At 58.9% G+C, this 19,843-nt stretch carries 15 protein-coding genes; all 15 read left to right on the top strand.

The genetic code is table 11. The annotated features are described in order from the left end of the window. The first annotated feature begins 207 nt into the window (after positions 1–207). Positions 208–2,433: an NADP-dependent isocitrate dehydrogenase gene (locus ACZZ0D_RS07265; RefSeq protein WP_053121607.1), complete on the top strand. Its 2,226-nt coding sequence runs from the start codon at positions 208–210 to the stop codon at positions 2,431–2,433. Between the two features lie 200 nt (positions 2,434–2,633). After that, positions 2,634–3,080 carry an NUDIX hydrolase gene (locus ACZZ0D_RS07260; protein ID WP_053121609.1) on the top strand — a complete coding sequence of 149 codons (447 nt, stop codon included), beginning with the start codon at positions 2,634–2,636 and terminating at the stop codon, positions 3,078–3,080. 59 nt (positions 3,081–3,139) lie between these two features. Further along, positions 3,140–4,264, top strand: coding sequence for a tRNA 2-thiouridine(34) synthase MnmA (gene mnmA / locus ACZZ0D_RS07255; protein ID WP_122661291.1), 1,125 nt, complete (start codon positions 3,140–3,142; stop codon positions 4,262–4,264). Then, positions 4,261–4,884, top strand: a complete 624-nt coding sequence (gene hflD / locus ACZZ0D_RS07250; protein ID WP_053121613.1) for a high frequency lysogenization protein HflD — start codon at positions 4,261–4,263, stop codon at positions 4,882–4,884. Before mnmA ends, hflD begins: the two co-directional genes overlap by 4 nt. Positions 4,885–5,011: 127 nt before the next feature. Continuing rightward, positions 5,012–6,382 (top strand): adenylosuccinate lyase, encoded by a 1,371-nt coding sequence (gene purB, locus ACZZ0D_RS07245; RefSeq protein ID WP_463552785.1) that lies wholly within the window; start codon positions 5,012–5,014, stop codon positions 6,380–6,382. An 86-nt stretch (positions 6,383–6,468) separates the two neighbouring features. Next, positions 6,469–7,638 carry a ribosomal protein uL16 3-hydroxylase gene (locus tag ACZZ0D_RS07240; protein ID WP_053121616.1) on the top strand — a complete coding sequence of 390 codons (1,170 nt, stop codon included), beginning with the start codon at positions 6,469–6,471 and terminating at the stop codon, positions 7,636–7,638. Then, the gene (locus tag ACZZ0D_RS07235; RefSeq protein WP_053121618.1) at positions 7,631–8,056 is read left to right on the top strand and encodes a GNAT family N-acetyltransferase; all 426 of its coding nucleotides are present in this window, start codon (positions 7,631–7,633) and stop codon (positions 8,054–8,056) included. The genes ACZZ0D_RS07240 and ACZZ0D_RS07235 overlap by 8 nt, the downstream gene beginning before the upstream one ends. A 950-nt stretch (positions 8,057–9,006) precedes the next feature. After that, positions 9,007–9,768 (top strand): secretin N-terminal domain-containing protein, encoded by a 762-nt coding sequence (locus tag ACZZ0D_RS07230; RefSeq protein WP_463552784.1) that lies wholly within the window; start codon positions 9,007–9,009, stop codon positions 9,766–9,768. Positions 9,769–10,242: 474 nt separating this feature from the next. Next, complete coding sequence (gene aceA, locus ACZZ0D_RS07225) at positions 10,243–11,568, top strand: isocitrate lyase (protein WP_008032724.1); 1,326 nt, start codon at positions 10,243–10,245, stop codon at positions 11,566–11,568. A gap of 494 nt (positions 11,569–12,062) precedes the next feature. Beyond that, positions 12,063–12,428 carry a DUF6124 family protein gene (locus ACZZ0D_RS07220; RefSeq protein WP_463552783.1) on the top strand — a complete coding sequence of 122 codons (366 nt, stop codon included), beginning with the start codon at positions 12,063–12,065 and terminating at the stop codon, positions 12,426–12,428. 135 nt (positions 12,429–12,563) lie between these two features. Beyond that, positions 12,564–12,923: a DUF6124 family protein gene (locus tag ACZZ0D_RS07215; protein WP_053121623.1), complete on the top strand. Its 360-nt coding sequence runs from the start codon at positions 12,564–12,566 to the stop codon at positions 12,921–12,923. 704 nt (positions 12,924–13,627) lie between these two features. Beyond that, complete coding sequence (locus tag ACZZ0D_RS07210) at positions 13,628–15,052, top strand: amino acid permease (protein ID WP_463552782.1); 1,425 nt, start codon at positions 13,628–13,630, stop codon at positions 15,050–15,052. A gap of 139 nt (positions 15,053–15,191) precedes the next feature. Next, entirely contained in the window at positions 15,192–15,728 is a 537-nt protein-coding gene (locus ACZZ0D_RS07205; protein ID WP_053121625.1) for a 2,4'-dihydroxyacetophenone dioxygenase family protein, read from the top strand. 42 nt (positions 15,729–15,770) lie between these two features. Continuing rightward, entirely contained in the window at positions 15,771–16,682 is a 912-nt protein-coding gene (locus ACZZ0D_RS07200; protein ID WP_400755604.1) for a LysR family transcriptional regulator, read from the top strand. 32 nt (positions 16,683–16,714) lie between these two features. Next, positions 16,715–17,956 carry an aspartate aminotransferase family protein gene (locus tag ACZZ0D_RS07195; RefSeq protein WP_463552781.1) on the top strand — a complete coding sequence of 414 codons (1,242 nt, stop codon included), beginning with the start codon at positions 16,715–16,717 and terminating at the stop codon, positions 17,954–17,956. Positions 17,957–19,843 lie beyond the last annotated feature (1,887 nt).

The raw sequence follows: 19,843 nt of genomic DNA, 5'->3' as shown, positions 1-19,843 counted from the left end.
ACGGCTGGCCTCTCTAGAACGAGACTTTCCGCCTGATTGGTCGGGTTGTTACCGCAGCCTGACTGCTTGACGCTCTACTGATGCACCCAACATCACCGCGAAGAATCTCGACATTCGGTTCATGGATGACTTTGAACGAACGCGCTTACCCGGCGCCCCTCGAGTTTCTGCGCACGCTTTAGCAAAGAAGAGAGAGTTAATCCGAATATGCCCACCCGCTCGAAGATCATCTATACCTTCACCGACGAAGCTCCAGCCCTCGCCACCTATTCCCTGCTGCCGATCATCGAGGCCTACACCGCTTCGGCCGATATCGCCGTGGAAACCCGCGATATCTCTCTTGCAGCACGTATTCTGGCCAGCTTCCCCGAGCAACTGGGTGACAAAGCCGTAGCCGACCACCTCGCCGAACTGGGCGACCTGGCCGTTACGCCTGAAGCCAACATCATCAAGCTGCCGAACATCAGCGCTTCGGTGCCTCAGCTGCAAGCCGCGATCAAAGAGCTGCAAGCGCAGGGTTACAACCTGCCGGACTACCCGGAAACCGTGACCAGCGACGCCGACAAAGACGCCAAGGCGCGTTACGACAAGGTCAAGGGCAGCGCCGTGAACCCGGTTCTGCGTGAAGGCAACTCCGACCGTCGCGCTCCGCTGTCGGTTAAAAACTATGCGCGCAAGCACCCGCACAAAATGGGCGCCTGGGCCAAAGACTCCAAGTCCCACGTCGCTCACATGAGCACCGGCGATTTCTACGGCAGCGAAAAAGCTGCCCTGATCGACGCCGCTGACGCCGTGAAGATCGAGCTGATCGCCAAAGACGGCACCGCGACCGTTCTGAAAGAAAAAACCACCGTTCAGGCTGGCGAGATCCTCGACTGCGCCGTGATGAGCAAAAACGCCCTGCGCGCGTTCATCGCTGCTGAAATCGAAAGCGCCAAGGCCCAAGGCGTGCTGCTGTCTGTTCACCTGAAAGCGACCATGATGAAGGTCTCCGACCCGATCATGTTTGGTCAGATCGTTGCCGAGTTCTATAAAGACGCGCTGACCAAGCACGCAGCCGTGCTGGCCGAGATCGGCTTCAACCTGAACAACGGCATCGGCGATCTGTACGCGCGCATCAAAGCCCTGCCGGCTGAGCAGCAAGCGCAGATCGAAGCCGACATGGCCGCCGTGTACGCCGCTCGTCCGTCGCTGGCGATGGTCAACTCCGACAAAGGCATCACCAACCTGCACGTGCCGAGCGACGTTATCGTCGACGCCTCGATGCCAGCGATGATCCGTGACTCCGGCAAAATGTGGGGCACTGACGGTCAGTTGCACGACACCAAGGCTGTGATTCCGGATCGTTGCTACGCAACCATCTACCAGGCCGTGATCGAAGATTGCAAAGCCAATGGCGCTTTCGACCCGACCACCATGGGCAGCGTGCCAAACGTGGGTCTGATGGCGAAGAAAGCCGAAGAGTACGGCTCGCACGACAAGACCTTCCAGATCAAGGCTGACGGCGTGGTTCGCGTGACCGACAGCAAAGGCACCCTGCTGATGGAACAGGCTGTTGAAGCCGGCGACATCTTCCGCATGTGCCAGACCAAAGACGCGCCGATCCAGGACTGGGTCAAACTGGCCGTCAACCGTGCTCGCGCCAGCAGCACGCCAGCAATCTTCTGGCTCGACCCAATGCGCGCTCACGACGGCGTAGTGATCGAGAAAGTTCAGGCGTACCTGAAGGATCACGACACGGCCGGTCTGGACATCCAGATCATGGCGCCGGTCGACGCCATGAAGTTCACCCTGCAGCGCACCCGCGAAGGCAAGGACACCATCTCGGTGACCGGCAACGTACTGCGCGACTACCTGACCGACCTGTTCCCGATCATGGAACTGGGCACCAGCGCCAAGATGCTGTCGATCGTGCCGCTGATGAACGGCGGTGGCCTGTTCGAAACCGGCGCTGGCGGTTCGGCGCCGAAGCACGTGCAGCAATTGGTTGAAGAGAACTTCCTGCGCTGGGATTCGCTGGGCGAGTTCCTCGCACTGGCGGCGTCTCTTGAGCATCTGGGTGTGAACTACAACAACCCGAAAGCGCTGGTGCTGTCGAAAACCCTGGATCAGGCCACTGGCCAATTCCTCGACAACAACAAGTCGCCATCGCGCAAAGTCGGCAACATCGACAACCGCGGCAGCCACTTCTACCTGGCGATGTACTGGGCTCAGGCCCTGGCCGCCCAGACTGAAGATGCGGCACTGCAAGCGCAGTTCGCGACTCTGGCCAAGACTCTGACCGAGAACGAAGCAACCATCGTTGCCGAACTCAACGCCGTTCAGGGCAAGCCAGTCGACATCGGCGGTTACTACCACGCCAATGCCGAGCTGATCAGCAAGGCCATGCGCCCAAGCGCAACCCTCAACGCGGCGATTGCTGCGCTGGTTTAAGGTTGTAAAGGGAACATCACAAACCCCGGCCCCCTGCCGGGGTTTGTGTTTTCAGAGTTCACACAATTCCCCTGTAGGAGTGAGCCTGCTCGCGATAGCGGTATACCATTCAACAATTATGGTGACTGACAATGCGCTATCGCGAGCAGGCTCACTCCTACATTGGATTGCATTTCAACCCCAGACTTGAGGAAGGTTTTATGGAATGGCTCCCCCACATCACCGTCGCCACCATCGTCGAGGACAACGGTCGCTTCCTGATGGTTGAAGAACACAAAGCCGGGCGCAACGTGCTCAACCAGCCCGCCGGTCATCTCGATCCGGACGAAACCCTGATCGACGCCGCCATCCGCGAAACCCTTGAAGAAACCGGCTGGGACGTCGAGCCCACAGGCGTCATCGGCATTTACCTCTACACCGCCCCGAGCAACGGCGTGACCTACCAGCGCGTGTGCTTCAGCGCCAAAGCCGTTAAACACCACCCGGATTACCAATTGGACGACGGCATCGTCGGCGCCAAGTGGCTGACCCGCGACGAATTAATCGCCCAGCGCGACAACTGGCGCAGTGAGCTGATCATCCGTTGCATCGACGATTATCTGGCCGGGCATCACTTCAGCCTCGAACTGATCCGCCCTTCTCTTTAGCCTTGAGGCCGCGAGCCTGCTAGAATCGCGTCCTTTTTCAAGACACTCATTGAATCCCTATGCGTGATCCAGCCCCTTCTGACACATCCAAGAAGCGCGTCATTGTCGGCATGTCCGGCGGCGTGGACTCTTCCGTTTCCGCTCTCCTGCTGATCGAGCAGGGCTATGAAGTGGAAGGCCTGTTCATGAAGAACTGGGAAGAAGACGACGGAACGGAATACTGCACCGCCATGGACGACCTGGCGGATGCCCAGGCTGTCTGCGACAAAATCGGTATCAAACTGCACACCGCCAACTTCGCTGCCGAGTACTGGGACAACGTGTTCGAGCACTTCCTGGCCGAATACAAGGCCGGTCGCACGCCGAACCCGGACATCCTCTGTAACCGCGAGATCAAGTTCAAGGCGTTCCTCGATTACGCCATGATGCTCGGCGCCGACCTGATTGCCACCGGCCACTACGTGCGCCGCCGCGACATCGATGGCCGCACCGAACTGCTCAAAGGCCTCGATCCGAACAAGGATCAGAGCTACTTCCTGCACGCCGTTGGCGGCGAACAGATCGCCAAGACCCTGTTCCCGGTCGGCGAACTGGAAAAGCCGGAAGTCCGTGCAATTGCCGAGAAATACGAGCTGGCGACCGCCAAGAAGAAGGATTCCACCGGGATCTGCTTCATCGGCGAGCGTCGCTTCAGCGACTTCCTCAAGCAATACCTGCCAGCGCAACCGGGCGAGATCAAAACCACCGAAGGCGAAGTCATCGGCCGTCACCACGGCTTGATGTACCACACCATCGGTCAGCGTCAGGGCCTCGGCATCGGCGGGTTGAAAGACGCCGGCGACGAGCCGTGGTACGTGCTGCGCAAGGATCTCGACACCAACGAGTTGATCGTCGGCCAGGGCAACAACCATCCGTGGCTGTTCTCCGGCGCCCTGCTCGCTTCGGAAATATATTGGGTCAACCCGATCGACCTGAGCCAGCCGCTGCGCCTGACCGCCAAGGTTCGCTATCGCCAGAGCGATCAAGCCTGCACCCTGGAAAAAACCGCCAATGGCTACCGCGCCGTGTTCGACGAGCCGCAACGCGCGGTGACGCCGGGCCAGTCCGTGGTGTTCTATGACGGTGAAATCTGCCTCGGCGGCGGCGTGATCGAAGTGGCCGAGCCGTGGAGCGGCCAGGCATGAGCCCGACTCAGGAGCAACTGACGGCGCTGGGCGGCGTGTTTCTCGCCGCCGTGCTGGTCGACCGGATCGCCAAAAGCGGCCAGACCAGCGAAGCCGGCCTGACGTGCATGCTCGGCAGCCTGTTGGTGCGCGACCCGAAAGACACGCTGGACGTGTACGGCGGCGATGACCTCAATCTGCGCGAAGGCTACCGCGCGCTGATCGGCGCCCTCGAACGCGACCCGAGCACTTTGCAGCGCGAGCCATTGCGTTATGCCCTGTCGATGCTCGGCCTGGAACGCCAACTGGCGAAACGTGGCGACATGCTCGATGTGATCGGCAAACGTCTGCCGCAGATTCAGTCGCAGGTCGAACACTTCGGCCCTGCCCATGAAAACGTGATTGCCGCTTGCGGCGCGCTGTATCAGGACACCCTGAGTACCTTGCGCCAACGGATTCAGGTGCACGGCGACATGCGCAACCTGCAACAACCGAGCAACGCCTCGAAGATTCGCGCCCTGCTGCTCGCCGGTATCCGTTCGGCACGCCTGTGGCGACAGCTCGGCGGCCATCGCTGGCAGTTGGTGATCAGCCGGCGCAAGCTGCTCAAAGAGCTGTATCCGTTGATGCGCAGCGAGTAATTCGCCCTGCAATAAAAGCTTTGTAGTCTGTAACGCGTAATACGCCGGTCAGTTGGCAACGAGCAGGCGGATTTTTTCATGTATGATACGCGCCCCATTTCGTTGCCCGACTGTCCGAGAACACCCCATGCAGCTTTCTTCGCTCACTGCGGTTTCCCCTGTTGACGGCCGCTACGCCGGCAAAACCCAGGCCCTGCGCCCGATTTTCAGCGAGTACGGTTTGATCCGTGCCCGAGTTCTGGTTGAAGTGCGCTGGCTCCAGCGCCTGGCCGCCCACGCTGCTATCCCAGAAGTGCCAGCCTTCTCCGCCGAGGCCAACGCCGTTCTCAATGAACTGGCTGAAAACTTCTCGCTGGAGCACGCCGAGCGCGTCAAAGAGATCGAGCGCACCACCAACCACGACGTCAAAGCGATCGAATACCTGCTCAAAGAGCAAGCGGCCAAGCTGCCGGAGCTGGCCCAGGTCAGCGAGTTCATCCACTTTGCCTGCACCAGCGAAGACATCAACAACCTGTCCCACGCCCTGATGCTGCGCGAAGGCCGTGATGACGTGATGCTGCCGCTGATGCGCCAGACCGCCGAAGCCATCCGCGAACTGGCCATCCGTTTCGCTGACGTGCCGATGCTGTCGCGCACCCACGGTCAACCGGCCTCGCCGACCACTCTGGGTAAAGAGCTGGCGAACGTGGTTTACCGTCTCGAGCGTCAGATTGCTCAAGTCGCTGCCGTACCGCTGCTGGGCAAGATCAACGGCGCTGTCGGCAACTACAACGCGCACCTGTCGGCCTACCCGCAGATCGACTGGGAAGCCAATGCCCGCGCCTTCATCGAAGACGAGCTGGGCCTGGGTTTCAACCCGTACACCACGCAGATCGAACCGCACGACTACATCGCCGAGCTGTTTGACGCGATCGCGCGCTTCAACACCATCCTGATCGACTTCGACCGTGACATCTGGGGCTACATCTCCCTGGGTTATTTCAAGCAGCGCACCATCGCAGGCGAAATCGGTTCGTCGACCATGCCGCACAAGGTCAACCCGATCGACTTCGAAAACTCCGAAGGCAACCTGGGCATCGCCAACGCGCTGTTCCAGCACCTGGCGAGCAAACTGCCAATCTCCCGCTGGCAGCGCGACCTGACCGACTCCACCGTACTGCGTAACCTCGGTGTCGGCTTCGCCCACAGCGTGATCGCGTACGAAGCCAGCCTCAAAGGCATCAGCAAACTCGAGCTGAACGCTCAGAAGATTGCCGCTGACCTCGACGCTTGCTGGGAAGTGTTGGCTGAGCCGATCCAGACCGTGATGCGCCGCTACAACATCGAAAACCCGTACGAGAAGCTGAAAGAACTGACCCGCGGCAAGGGCATCAGCCCTGAAGCGCTGCAGACTTTCATCGATGGTCTGGACATGCCAGCCGAAGCGAAAGCCGAGCTCAAGCAACTGACCCCGGCCAACTACATCGGCAACGCTGTAGCGCAAGCCAAACGCATCTGATCGACCGTTTGCCCCGTTTGAGACGCCCGGCCGCGCCGGGCGTTTTTATTCCCGTCTGAAAAGTGCTTTTTTTCAATAGGTTACACATGAATCCTGATATTCCTCTGCAACTTCTGGGTGGCATCACCGCACGCGAATTCCTGCGCGACTACTGGCAGAAAAAACCGCTGCTGATCCGCCAGGCAATCCCTGACTTCGAAAGCCCGATCGACGCCGACGAGCTGGCGGGTCTGGCCCTGGAAGAAGAAGTCGAATCGCGTCTGGTGATCGAGCACGGCGAGCGCCCATGGGAATTGCGTCGCGGCCCGTTCGCTGAAGACGAATTCAGCAAATTGCCGGAAAAAGAGTGGACGCTGCTGGTTCAGGCCGTCGATCAGTTCGTGCCGGAGGTCAGCGAGCTGCTGGAAAACTTCCGCTTCCTGCCGAGCTGGCGCGTCGACGACGTGATGATCAGCTTCGCCGCCCCGGGTGGCAGCGTCGGCCCGCACTTCGACAACTACGACGTGTTCTTGCTGCAAGGTCACGGCAAGCGCAACTGGAAAATTGGCCAGATGTGCGATTCCGAAAGCCCGCTGCTGCAACACGCGGATCTGCGCATCCTCGCTGAATTCCACGAGACCGAAGAGTGGACGCTGGAACCGGGCGACATGCTCTACCTGCCGCCACGTCTGGCTCACTGCGGTGTCGCGGTCGACAACTGCATGACCTACTCGGTCGGTTTCCGCGCGCCGAGCGCCTCTGAGGTGCTGACCCACTTCACCGACTTCCTCAGCCAGTTCCTGACTGACGAAGAGCGCTACACCGACGCCGACGCGCAACCAGCCGCTGACCCGCATCAGATTCAACACGATGCGCTGGATCGCCTCAAAGCCCTGCTCGCCGAGCACATGAGCGACGAGCGTCTGCTGCTGACCTGGTTCGGCCAGTACATGACCGAGCCGCGCTACCCGGAACTGGTCAGCGGCCCTGACGACGTCGAGGAAGAAGAATTCCTTAACGCTCTGCAAGACGGCGCCGTGCTGATCCGCAATCCGAGCGCGCGTTTGGCGTGGTCGGAAGTCGATGACGACCTGTTGCTGTTCGCCAGCGGCCAGAGCCGCTACCTGCCGGGCAAACTGCGCGAGCTGCTGAAACTGATCTGCGCCGCCGACGCCCTGCACGCCGACAACCTCGGCGAGTGGCTGAACGACGAAGACGGTGCCGGCCTGCTCTGCGAACTGGTCAAGCAAGGCAGCTTGGGGTTCGCTGATGAATAAGATTCGCGTTCGTGTCGCAGACTGGCAGAAGGACATCGCCGAGATCCGGCGCATTCGTGAAACGGTGTTCATTGCCGAGCAATCGGTGCCACCTGAGTTGGAATGGGACGCGGACGACGCCAGCGCCGTGCATTTCCTGGCGTTTGAAGGCGACTTCCCGATCGGCACTGCGCGCCTGTTGCCTGACGGCCACATCGGCCGCGTGTCGGTGCTGAAAGACTGGCGCGGGATGAAGGTCGGTGATGCGCTGATGCAAGCGGTCATCGCCGAAGCGGAAGCACGCGGTTTGAAAGAGCAAATGCTCAGCGCGCAAGTGCAAGCCACGGCGTTCTATGAGCGCCTGGGCTTCAGCCTGGTCAGCGAGGAATTCCTCGAAGCCGGGATTCCGCACGTCGACATGGTTCGCCATTCGGCTTAAGACCGCGGCGCGGCCTTCGCGAGCAAGCCCGCTCCCACAGGGGATCTCTATTTGGCGCAAAATTTGTGCCCACCAGAGATCCAATGTGGGAGCGGGCTTGCTCGCGAAAAGGCCCTCCAGCTCAGCACAAAATTCAATACTGAACATGCAAAACCCTGTGGTGAGGGGATTTATCCCCGATCGGCTGCACAGCAGTCGCCAACCCGACAAACTCGGTTTACCTGACGCACCGCGTTTTCAGGATTTGGGGCTGCTTCGCAGCCCATCGGGGATAAATCCCCTCGCCACAAAGGCCCGCAAGAGCACCACAAAACGCCCCGCCATTTTCGGATGCCGAGGCGTTTTGCTGTCCTGGATTCATCGGCCTGAGACCGCGGCGCGGCCTTCGCGAGCAAGCCCGCTCCCACAGGGGATCTCTATTTGGCGCAAAATTTGTGCCCACCAGAGATCCAATGTGGGAGCGGGCTTGCTCGCGAAGAGGCCCTCCAGCACCGCACAAAATTCAATAATGAACATGCAAAACCCTGTGGTGAGGGGATTTATCCCCGTTCGGCTGCGCAGCAGTCGCCAACCCGACAAACTCGGTCTACCTGACGCACCGCGTTTTCAGGATTTGGGGCTGCTTCGCAGCCCATCGGGGATAAATCCCCTCGCCACAAAGGCCCTCGCTAAACACCACAGACCTGTGCCCCCCCTGTTGTGAGCCACACAAGCAGCTCTCAAAGCGCCTTGGTAGCCAGTGATGCCGGGGCGTTTTGCTGTCCAGGATTCAACTTGCCCCATCTCAGGCCGAAAACCCTGTAGGAGCTGCCGAAGGCTGCGATCTTTTAAGCTTCAGCACAATAAACGCGGCGTCGTTTTGATATCTTGGGCTGAGGAGCAAGTGCCAGATCCAAAGATCGCAGCCTTCGGCAGCTCCTACAGAAATTTATTCAGCGGAGATAACGGACATGTCCCTACGCACCCTGCTCACCACCCTGCTGCTCGGTTGCAGTTTTTCGGTGATGGCAGCCACAGAAATCGTCCCCCTCAAGTACCACACCAGCGCCGACATGCTGCCGGTGGCGCAGGACTTCATCGGTCAGGACGGCCAGGTCAGCGCCTACGGCAACCAGCTCATCGTCAAGGCCGAGCCGGGCAAGATTCAGGAACTCAAGGATCTGCTGTCACAACTCGACACCGCGCCCAAACGCCTGCTGATCACCGTCGACACCAACGAAAACAATGGCCGTGGCGACGAAGGCTATTCAGTCAACGGCGCCCCGCCGAACCAGACCCGCATCATCAGCCGCAGCACCACCAGCCGTAACGGCGGCATCCAGCAAGTACAGGCCAGTGAAGGCGCACCGGCGCTGATTCAAGTAGGCCAAAGCGTGCCGATCACCAGCAGCCAGAGTAATTCCTACGGCGATTACAACAGCCAGACCCAGTATCGCAACGTCACTCAAGGGTTCTACGTTACCGCCAGCGTCACCGGCGACACCGTTCACCTGGCGATCAGTACCAACCGTGACCGCATGAGCCAGGAACGTCCCGATGTAGTGAACGTGCAAAGCACTGACACAACCGTCACCGGCCGCCTCGGTGAGTGGATCACCCTCGCCGGCGTCAACAGCCAGACTCAGGCTGACAAACAGGGCCTGACCCGCAGCTACTCTACTCAAGGCCGGGATGACATGACCTTGCGGGTGAAAGTCGACACCTTGGACTAACTCACCAAAAACTGACTGATTAGTCGTATTAGACGAAAGATGTAGTGCTTGAAAAAAAGCACTACAAAACGTTTGACGAGGCAAAAAAGCAAAGGCATGATGGCCTCGCTCCCGCTAATCAGAGGCCCTGGCAAGGGCCTTCGAAGCGATGTTCGCACCTACCCCGCGAACCGCTTCGTGTCTGTACCGCCCACAAGGTGTGTTTGACGAGGTTGCCGACTGGAACGAAGTTGTCCCGAGGGACGGAAGCGTAATTAGGTAACCCGGCTCCACGCTGTAGACCGTATAGAGGCCCACGACGCCCGAATGCGCCCGCAGTCCGCCACTACCTGCTCACTTCCCCTCGAGCCCATCGTTCATCCCGTCGCCTACCCCGCCGAATCCGACTTGACCCCCTAAGCTTCTGGTCAGCGAGCGCAGGAATTTTCCACCGCAGAACAACTTTTCATAAAAGACGCGACGAGGTTTATCTCCATGGCACTGACACGCGAACAGCAAATTGCAGCCCTCGAAAAAGACTGGGCTGAAAACCCGCGCTGGAAAGGCGTGACACGCGCTTACTCCGCTGCTGACGTCGTCCGCCTGCGTGGCTCGGTTCAACCTGAGCACACTTTTGCAAAACTGGGCGCCGAGAAGCTGTGGAACCTGGTCACCCAGGGCGCCAAGCCGTCCTTCCGTCCTGAGAAAGATTTCGTCAACTGCATGGGCGCCCTGACCGGCGGCCAGGCTGTGCAACAAGTCAAAGCCGGTATCCAGGCGATCTACCTGTCGGGCTGGCAAGTAGCTGCGGACAACAACTCCGCCGAATCGATGTACCCGGATCAGTCGCTGTACCCAGTGGATTCGGTTCCAACCGTGGTCAAGCGCATCAACAACTCGTTCCGTCGTGCTGACCAGATCCAGTGGAAAGCCGGCAAAGGCCCGGGCGACGAAGGCTACATCGACTACTTCGCACCAATCGTGGCTGACGCTGAAGCCGGTTTCGGTGGCGTGCTGAACGCTTACGAGCTGATGAAAAGCATGATCGAAGCAGGCGCCGCCGGCGTTCACTTCGAAGACCAACTGGCTTCCGTGAAAAAATGCGGTCACATGGGCGGTAAAGTACTGGTTCCAACTCAGGAAGCCGTACAGAAGCTGACCGCTGCACGTCTGGCTGCTGACGTTGCCGGTACCCCGACCATCATTCTGGCCCGTACCGACGCGAACGCCGCTGACCTGCTGACCTCCGATTGCGACCCGTACGACCAGCCGTTCGTGACTGGCGAGCGCACTCAGGAAGGTTTCTACAAGGTACGTGCCGGTCTGGATCAAGCCATCGCTCGCGGTCTGGCTTACGCGCCATACGCCGACCTGATCTGGTGCGAAACCGCCAAGCCGGATCTGGACGAGGCTCGTCGCTTCGCCGAAGCGATCAAAAAGGAATACCCGGACCAACTGCTGTCGTACAACTGCTCGCCTTCCTTCAACTGGAAGAAAAACCTGGACGACGCGACCATCGCCAAGTTCCAGCGCGAACTGTCCGCCATGGGTTACAAGCACCAGTTCATCACCCTGGCCGGCATTCACAACATGTGGCACAGCATGTTCAACCTGGCGCACGACTACGCCCGTAACGACATGACTGCTTACGTGAAACTGCAAGAGCAGGAATTCGCTGACGCCGCCAAGGGTTACACCTTCGTGGCTCACCAGCAGGAAGTGGGCACCGGCTACTTCGACGACATGACCACCGTGATTCAAGGTGGCTCGTCTTCGGTAACCGCACTGACCGGTTCGACTGAAGAAGAACAGTTCCACTAATTCTGCTTCGCCTGAGCAAACGGCCCCTGCGGATCGGATAGAAAGCTAACCGCAGAGCCGCAAAACTGACGCCCCGACTGGTTCGGGGCGTTTTTTTGTCTGGGATTTGGCGGTCTGCTGAGGTGATTAAACACAAATCCGCATGCGCGTTTAAATTACACAAACCGTTACGCCATAAAGGCTACAACGCCTTGCGCCGTTACCTACGCGCACCTCAGAATCCGCCGGCATACGCTGCTATGGGTCGGGTTATATCGTTGCTCTGTCACTGAAAAACAGTGATCGGGTTTGGTAGCCCGTTTCTAAGCGTGTGTTGACGCCTGTTGCAGTCCCTTTTTTGGGGACTCGGCTTTTATGGCGGCCATGCGTGGGGCTTCTTCGGGAGCGCCGGGGTTTTACTCCGCTTAGACCGGTCTACCAACCCGCGCCTGGCCGCCACCCTCGTTTGGTAGCGAGAGTGATGGCTCTTCATTTTGCTGAGTGGAGTTCCATCTATGTTCAAAGTCACGCCCAACCCACCGGAAACCGATCCGATCCCGTTTGACCCGTCGCTCGAACCTCAAAAGATAAAAGAGGCGACAGACCGGGCCATCAATTTCTACCTCAACCCCGATTCACTGAAACTCTCCACCCCTTCCCGCAAGACCAGCAAGATCTTCCTGATCGACCCCGCCGTAGACGAAGAAACATTACTCGTCGAAGCCTGCGAATCATTGGCCGCCGCCAACGACATGGCGCGTGAAATTGGCGAAGCCGTCGACAACTCACAACGCCGATCCCTGTTGATGCTGCATCAGGTAATCATGCTGAGTGAACTCATGGTCAATCGAGTCCTGGACGGCCGACGCCTGCCGCACTAACAAACTCCCCACAATCCCCTGTAGGAGCTGCCGAAGGCTGCGATCTTTTGATCTGCTTTTGTAAAACCAAGATCAAAAGATCGCAGCCTTCGGCAGCTCCTACAGGGTGTCATTTATCCATCGGAGTTTCAGTTGATGTCCGAAACCACAAACAATCCGCCGGTCACAGACCCGGCGTCACCCTATGAATCACTCAATTCGAAAAAGCTTCATGCAGCGGCTGAGCGCGCGCTCGATCATTATCTTGCGCCTGAGAAAATCATGGCCACGCCGTACAGCCCCAGCACGCTGTTTATGGTTAATCCGCAATCTGACACCGAAACTTTGCTGGCCAATGCTTGCGAATCACTGGCCTCGGCCACGGTGATGCTGGGTGATTTTGCCGGGATGCTGGAAGGGCCGAATCGCAATACGTTGCTGGGGATTGCGCAGGTGGTGATGCTGGGGGAATTGGCGGTGAACAAGGCGCTGGATAATGTTGTGCCGAGTGCCTGAACCGCTGCCCTCACCCCAACCTCTCCCAGAGTTATTGGGGACTGACCGAGTTGTCTGGGCGTTATACATCGACCTGAAAAATCCAGTCGATTATGGATTCAAAGCGGCACGTTCAAGTCGGCGTATCCCTCCAGCATCCCCCATTCAGTCCCCTCTCCCTCTGGGAGAGGGCTAGGGTGAGGGGCTTTTCAAGCTGACCGCTGATCGCTGATCGCGCAGGCAGATCTGCTCAACAGCATCCGCGCAATCTTCAGTAAACGTCTGTAATGGATCAACGTCCTTTCCCCTCACCCCAGCCCTCTCCCGTAGGTAGAGGGAGCCGACCGAGGTATCTGGCGTTATACATCGACCTGAAAAATCCAGTCGATTATGGATTCAAAGCAGCACGTTCAAGTCGGCGTATCTCGTGAGCATCTCCCACTCAGTCCCCTCTCCCTCCGGGAGAGGGAGCCGACCGAGGTGTCTGCCGCTATACCTCGACCTGAAAAATCCAGTCGATTATGGATTCGGCAGAGCATCCGCCCGCCATCCCCCGTCCTTGACACTCCCCCACCAAACCTTCCCCATCTGTGACGACAGTTCACACCCTCTTTGAACCATTTAGGGCTAATACCCTCCCCTCTATCCGCTTAGGGTACGGCCCATCGCCGTGTCGTTGCGGCGTTTCAGACAATAATAAAGACGTTCATTCGAGGTACGAGCCGATGCGTGATGACAAAGACAAGGCTAACAACGAGCTAGGGAATGGCTTGAAAGGACGGCAGGTCACGATGATTTCGATCGGCGGCGTGATTGGCGCCGGTCTGTTTGTGGGTTCGAGTAATGCCATTGCCACCGCTGGCCCTGCGGTGCTGGTGTCGTATGTCTGCGCCGCGATCATTGTGGTGCTGGTCATGCAGATGCTCGGCGAGATGGCGACTGCGCGGCCGGACACCGGGTCGTTTTCTTCCTATGCCGATCAGGCGATTGGTCGCTGGGCCGGGTTTTCCATCGGTTGGTTGTACTGGTGGTTTTACGTGTTGGTGATTGCCATTGAAGCAATTGTTGCCGGCAATATTCTGGGCGACTGGCTGGGGATTTCGCATTGGGTGGCGGCGTTCGGCGTCACGTTCGCATTGATCCTGTGCAACAGCCTCAGCGTCGGTTCGTTCGGTACGCTGGAATATTGGTTGTCGCTGTTTAAGGTCGTGTCGATCGTCGGTTTCATCATTCTCGGTGTGCTGGCGATTTTCGGGATTTTGCCGGGTTCCTCGACCAGCGGGATTTCCAATCTCTACGCCAACGGCGGTTTTGCTCCCAACGGTAATGTGGCGATTGTCGCCGGCCTGCTGACAGCGATGTTCAGTTTCCAGGGCAGCGAAGTGGTGACCATTGCCGCCGCTGAATCCAAGGATCCCAAAGCCAATATCAAGAAAGCCATTCGTGCCGTGGTCTGGCGTCTGGGCTTGTTCTATCTCGGCTCGATGTTTGTGGTGGTGTGCCTGATTCCGTGGAACGCGCCGGATCTGGCGCAGGGTTCTTACCAGGCTGTGCTGAGCGCGATGAACATTCCGTGGGCGCCGCAGATCATGGGCATTGTTGTGCTGGTGGCGGTCACCAGTTGCCTCAATTCAGCGATCTACACCGCTTCGCGCATGGCCTACTCGCTGGCACGTCGCGGTGATGCGCCGAACGCGGTGTCGCACACCACCCGTCACGGCGTGCCGCTGTTGGCCGTCGCGCTTACATCGGTTGCTGCGCTGACGGCGCTGACCGCCAACTATCTGCTACCCAAGCAAGTGTTCCAGTTTCTGCTGGCCACCAGCGGCGCATTGGCCTTGCTGATGTACCTGGTGATCGCCGTCACGCAATTGTGCATGCGCCGCAAACTGGTCGCGCAGGGCAGAAAACTCGAAGTGCGCATGTGGATGTTTCCGTATCTGACAATCCTCACAATCGTGTTCATCCTCGGCGTGTTCGCGATCATGGCGGCTTTCCCCGGTCAGCGTGCGGAACTGCTCTCGACCCTTGGCCTGACTGCGGTGCTGGTGATCATCGGCGCGTATTTGCAGAAGTCGCAGCCCGAATTGTCGGCACGACGCAGCGCCATGGCGCCAGTTGAAACCGCCACCCCGCAAGTATTGGCCTGAACACCGCCCGCCGCTGTGACTGAGCGTCACAGCGAGTGTGCCGGCGACCTGCTTTTTCACAGCTGATCGCCACCCTACTCTGCTTGAAACCCCGGCCAACAACCGGCCGGGGGTTATCAAAACTTACAAGGAACGCCTCATGAGTATTGCGCCTAAACCTGACGAACTGGCCATCCCGTATCAACTGCCGCAAGTGCCGTACATGGCGCCCGACATGGTGCACCCCGGCGTCCTCGGCCAGTGGCTGGAAGACGATCAACTGTGGGTGCCGGTGACCGATTCGGTGTCGTTCAAACCGGTGTTGCTCAGCGTGTCCGGTGGCTACTACATCAACTTGCTGCGCGTGCGCAAAAGCGGCGTGCTCTCGCGTCATCGTCATACCGGCGGCGTGCACGCGATGGTGCTTAAAGGTCGCTGGTACTATCTGGAGCATGACTGGGTCGCCGAGGAAGGTTCGTTTGCCTTCGAGCCGCCGGGCGAGACTCACACCCTGTTCGTGCCGGAAGATGTCGAAGAGATGATCACCTGGTTCCACGTGCAGGGCGGTTACACCTACGTTGACCCACAAGGTGTAGCGGTCGGTTACGAAGACGTTTTCACCAAACTGGAAACCGCTCGCGCGCATTACAAAAAGCTCGGGCTGCCAGACGATTACATCGAACAGTTCATTCGCTGATCGACGCCGTGGCAGGCGTCGGATCGACACGGGAGGCAAGTCTTGGATAACTACTCGCAGCTGCTGGCGTTTCTTTGGGCCACGGAGCACGGTAACTTTTCAGCGGCCTCTCGCGCCCACGGTCTGACGCCGTCGGCCATCAGCAAGCTGATTTCGCGTCTGGAGGATCGTTTGCAGGTGCGCCTGTTTCAACGCGGCACGCGCAGTTTGTCGCTGACCGAAGAAGGCGCGGCCTATCTGGTCAGCGCCCGCGCGGTGATCAACGCGATGGCCGAAGCCGACTCGCTGGCCGAAGCGTTTCCGACGCGGGTCAGTGGCATGCTGCGGATTCACACGATGTCGACGTTTGCCAAACACCAGATCATTCCGTGGCTGCCGGAGTTTTTGGCGGCCTACCCCGGGTTGACGATTGATATCCAGATCGGCGCGCAATTTTCCGATCAGTTCGATCAAGGGCTGGATCTAGCGATTCACAGCGGCGTGCTGCCGGACTCCACGCGCATCGCCCGCAAGATTGGCCAGAGTCGCTGGATTATCTGCGCCTCCCCGGACTACCTCGCCCGCCACGGAACGCCCGAACATCCGCAGCAGTTGCTTGATCACACCTGTTTCAGCTTCGGCTTCAACAGCGTGTGGAACGACTGGGATTTCCTCATCGATGGCAACCCGACCAGCATCCCGGTGATTCCCAAAGCGACTTTCGCTCAGGGTGATCTGCTGCGCGATCTGGCCCTCAGCGGCGCGGGCATTGTGCGCTTGGCCGAGTTTCATATCGGCCACGACATCCGCGAGGGCCGCTTGATCCCGCTGCTACAGAGCTACAGCCCGGACAGCTTCGAACCGATTTACATGATCTACACCAATCGCAAGCACCTCAGCCCCAGGATCCGCGTGTTCCGCGACTTTCTTGAACAGAAACTCGCGCAGAGTCCGTGGAACACCGAGCGCGGCTGAACGCTCACCTATTAATAAGCACAGAGGCTTCTATGCGTAACCTGATTGGCGATGTCTCCAGCGCCGCGCGCATCCTTCCGAAACTCAATGGCGAAACCCTGTTTATCCGCAACGGCAAGGATGCCTATGTGTATGACGATCAAGGTCGTCGCTACATCGACACGGCGCTTGGCTTTGGCGCGGTGCTGTTGGGGCACGCCAATAATCGCGTCAACGAACAGGTGGCGGCGGCGTTGGCCGATTCTGCCGCGCCATCGTGGGCGCATGTCCGTGAACACGCGGCGGCCTCGGCACTGGCGGCGCATACCGGTGCGCTGAGCAAGGTGATTTTCACCAACTCCGGCAGTGAAGCGGTGCACCTCGCCTGCCGCGCGGCTCGCGCGTATACCGGGCGCGGGCGTATCGCGAAAATGGCCGCGGGGTTCGATGGCTGGTTTGATGACGTCAGCTTTGGCAATGTGTCGTCCAATGAGGCGAATTTTGCTGACGGTCAGCGACCTTCTACGCCGCGCACTACGTTGCTGCGCTTCAATGACTTTGCTGATGTCGAGCGACTGTTTGCTGAGGATTCCGACATTGCGGCGGTGATTCTTGAGCCGATGCTCGCTAATGCGGGATGCATCATGCCAGCGCCGGGGTATTTGCTGCATGTGCAGGAAGTCGCGCATCGGCATGGGGCGCTGGTGATCTGTGATGAAGTGTTGATGGGGTTTCGTTTGTTCGCCGGGCTCGCGGGTTTGCAGGCAGGGCTGGATCCGGACATCGCCAGTGTTGGCAAGGCGATTGGTAATGGTGTGCCGGTGTCGGCGATTGTCGGCAAGCCGCATATTTTGGCGGGTTTTGAGGAAGGTCGCGTGTTGCGTGGCGGTACGTTCAGCGGCAACCCGATGGCGTGCGCGGCGGTGATCAGCACCTTGGCGCAACTGGATGACGCGGATTATCAGCGTTTGATTGCGCGGGGTGAGGCGCTGCGCGTTTCGGTGGAGGCCTCGTTCAAGGCGCACGGGATGACGGTGAGCACCAGCGGCTACGGCAATGTGTTCGGGATCTGGCCTTCGGCGCAGCCCCCGACGAATTATGCCGAGGCGCTGGAATGTGGCGATGCGGAGTTTAGTAAGGCGCTGCATTTGGCGTTGCGCGAGGCTGGGGTGTTGGTGATGCCTTCGCCTTATGGGCGGGTTTATCTGTCGTTTGCGCATGATGATGAGGTGGTTGAGGAAATGAAGGCTGCTTTTGAGGTCGCGGCTTCGAAGCTGGCTGGGCGGTTTGGCTGAGAGGATTGGAGGGGACTGGCCTGGCGTGCAAGGCGTCGGGGCTGGTGGTGATTGATCTGGCGCTTTCGCGAGCAGGCTCGCTCCCACAGGGGTTCTCGGTAGTACACAAAACCTCGGGGACACCACGAATCATTGTAGGAACTGAGCTTGCTCGCGAAGGCGGTGTGTCAGGCAATAGATGTTTCGACTGATCTGGCGCTTTCGCGAGCAAGCTCGCTCCCACAGGGGTTCTCGGTAGTACACAAAACCTCGGGCGCACCACAAATCATTGTAGGAGTGAGCCTGCTCGCGATGGCTTAAAGTCAGCCAACATCTTCGGTACAGACACACCGCTATCGCGAGCAGGCTCACTCCTACAAGGTTCGTGTCAACGCCACAAATCAGTGTGGGAGCGGGCTTGCTCGCGAAGGCGGTGTGTCAGGCAATAAATGTGTTGGGTGATCTGGCGCTTTCGCGAGCAAGCTCGCTCCCACAGGGGTTCTCGGTAGTACACAAAACCCCAGGCACACCACGAATCATTGAAGGAGTGAGCCTGCTCGCGATGGCTTAAAGTCAGCCAACATCTTCGGTACAGACACACCGCTATCGCGAGCAGGCTCACTCCTACAAGGTTCGTGTCAACGCCACAAATCAGTGTGGGAGCGGGCTTGCTCGCGAAGGCGGTGTGTCAGGCAATAGATGTGTCGACTGATCTGGCGCTTTCGCGAGCAAGCCCGCTCCCACAGGGGTTCTCGGTAGTACACAAAACCTCGGGCGCACCACAAATCAATGTAGGAGTGAGCCTGCTCGCGATGGCTTAAAATCAGCCAACGTCTTCGGCACAGACACACCGCTATCGCGAGCAGGCTCACTCCTACAAGGTTCGTGTCCACGCCACAAATCAGTGTGGGAGCGGGCTTGCTCGCGAAGGCGGTGTGTCAGGCAATAGATGTGTTGGGTGATCTGGCGCTTTCGCGAGCAAGCTCGCTCCCACAGGGGTTCTCGGTAGTACACAAAACCTCGGGCGCACCACAAATCATTGTAGGAGTGAGCCTGCTCGCGATGGCTTAAAGTCAGCCAACATCTTCGGTACAGACACACCGCTATCGCGAGCAGGCTCACTCCTACAAGGTTCGTGTCCACGCCACAAATCAGTGTGGGAGCGGGCTTGCTCGCGAAGGCGGTGTGTCAGGCAATAGATGTGTTGGGTGATCTGGCGCTTTCGCGAGCAAGCCCGCTCCCACAGGGGTTCTCGGTAGTACACAAAACCTCGGGGACACCACGAATCATTGTAGGAACTGAGCTTGCTCGCGAAGGCGGTGTGTCAGGCAATAAATGTGTTGGGTGATCTGGCGCTTTCACGAGCAAGCTCGCTCCCACAGGGTTCTCGGTAGTACACAAAATCCCAGTCACACCACAAATTGATGTAGGAGTGAGCCTGCTCGCGATGGCTTAAAGTCAGCCAACATCTTCGGTACAGACACACCGCTATCGCGAGCAGGCTCACTCCTACAAGGTTCGTGTCCACGCCACAAATCAGTGTGGGAGCGGGCTTGCTCGCGAAGGCGGTGTGTCAGGCAATAGATGTGTTGGCTGATATGGCGCTTTCGCGAGCAAGCTCGCTCCCACAGGGTTCTCGGTAGTACACAAAATCCCAGTCACACCACAAATTGATGTAGGAGTGAGCCTGCTCGCGATGGCTTAAAGTCAGCCAACATCTTCGGTACAGACACACCGCTATCGCGAGCAGGCTCACTCCTACAAGGTTCGTGTCAACGCCACAAATCAGTGTGGGAGCGGGCTTGCTCGCGAAGGCGGTGTGTCAGGCAATAGATGTGTTGGCTGATCTGACGCTTTCGCGAGCAGGCTCGCTCTCACAGGGATCTGCGGTGCTCGGACAAAACATTG

It is taken from the genome of Pseudomonas sp. AC193 (assembly GCF_979258075.1).
This window is presented reverse-complemented; position numbering and strand designations above follow the sequence as displayed.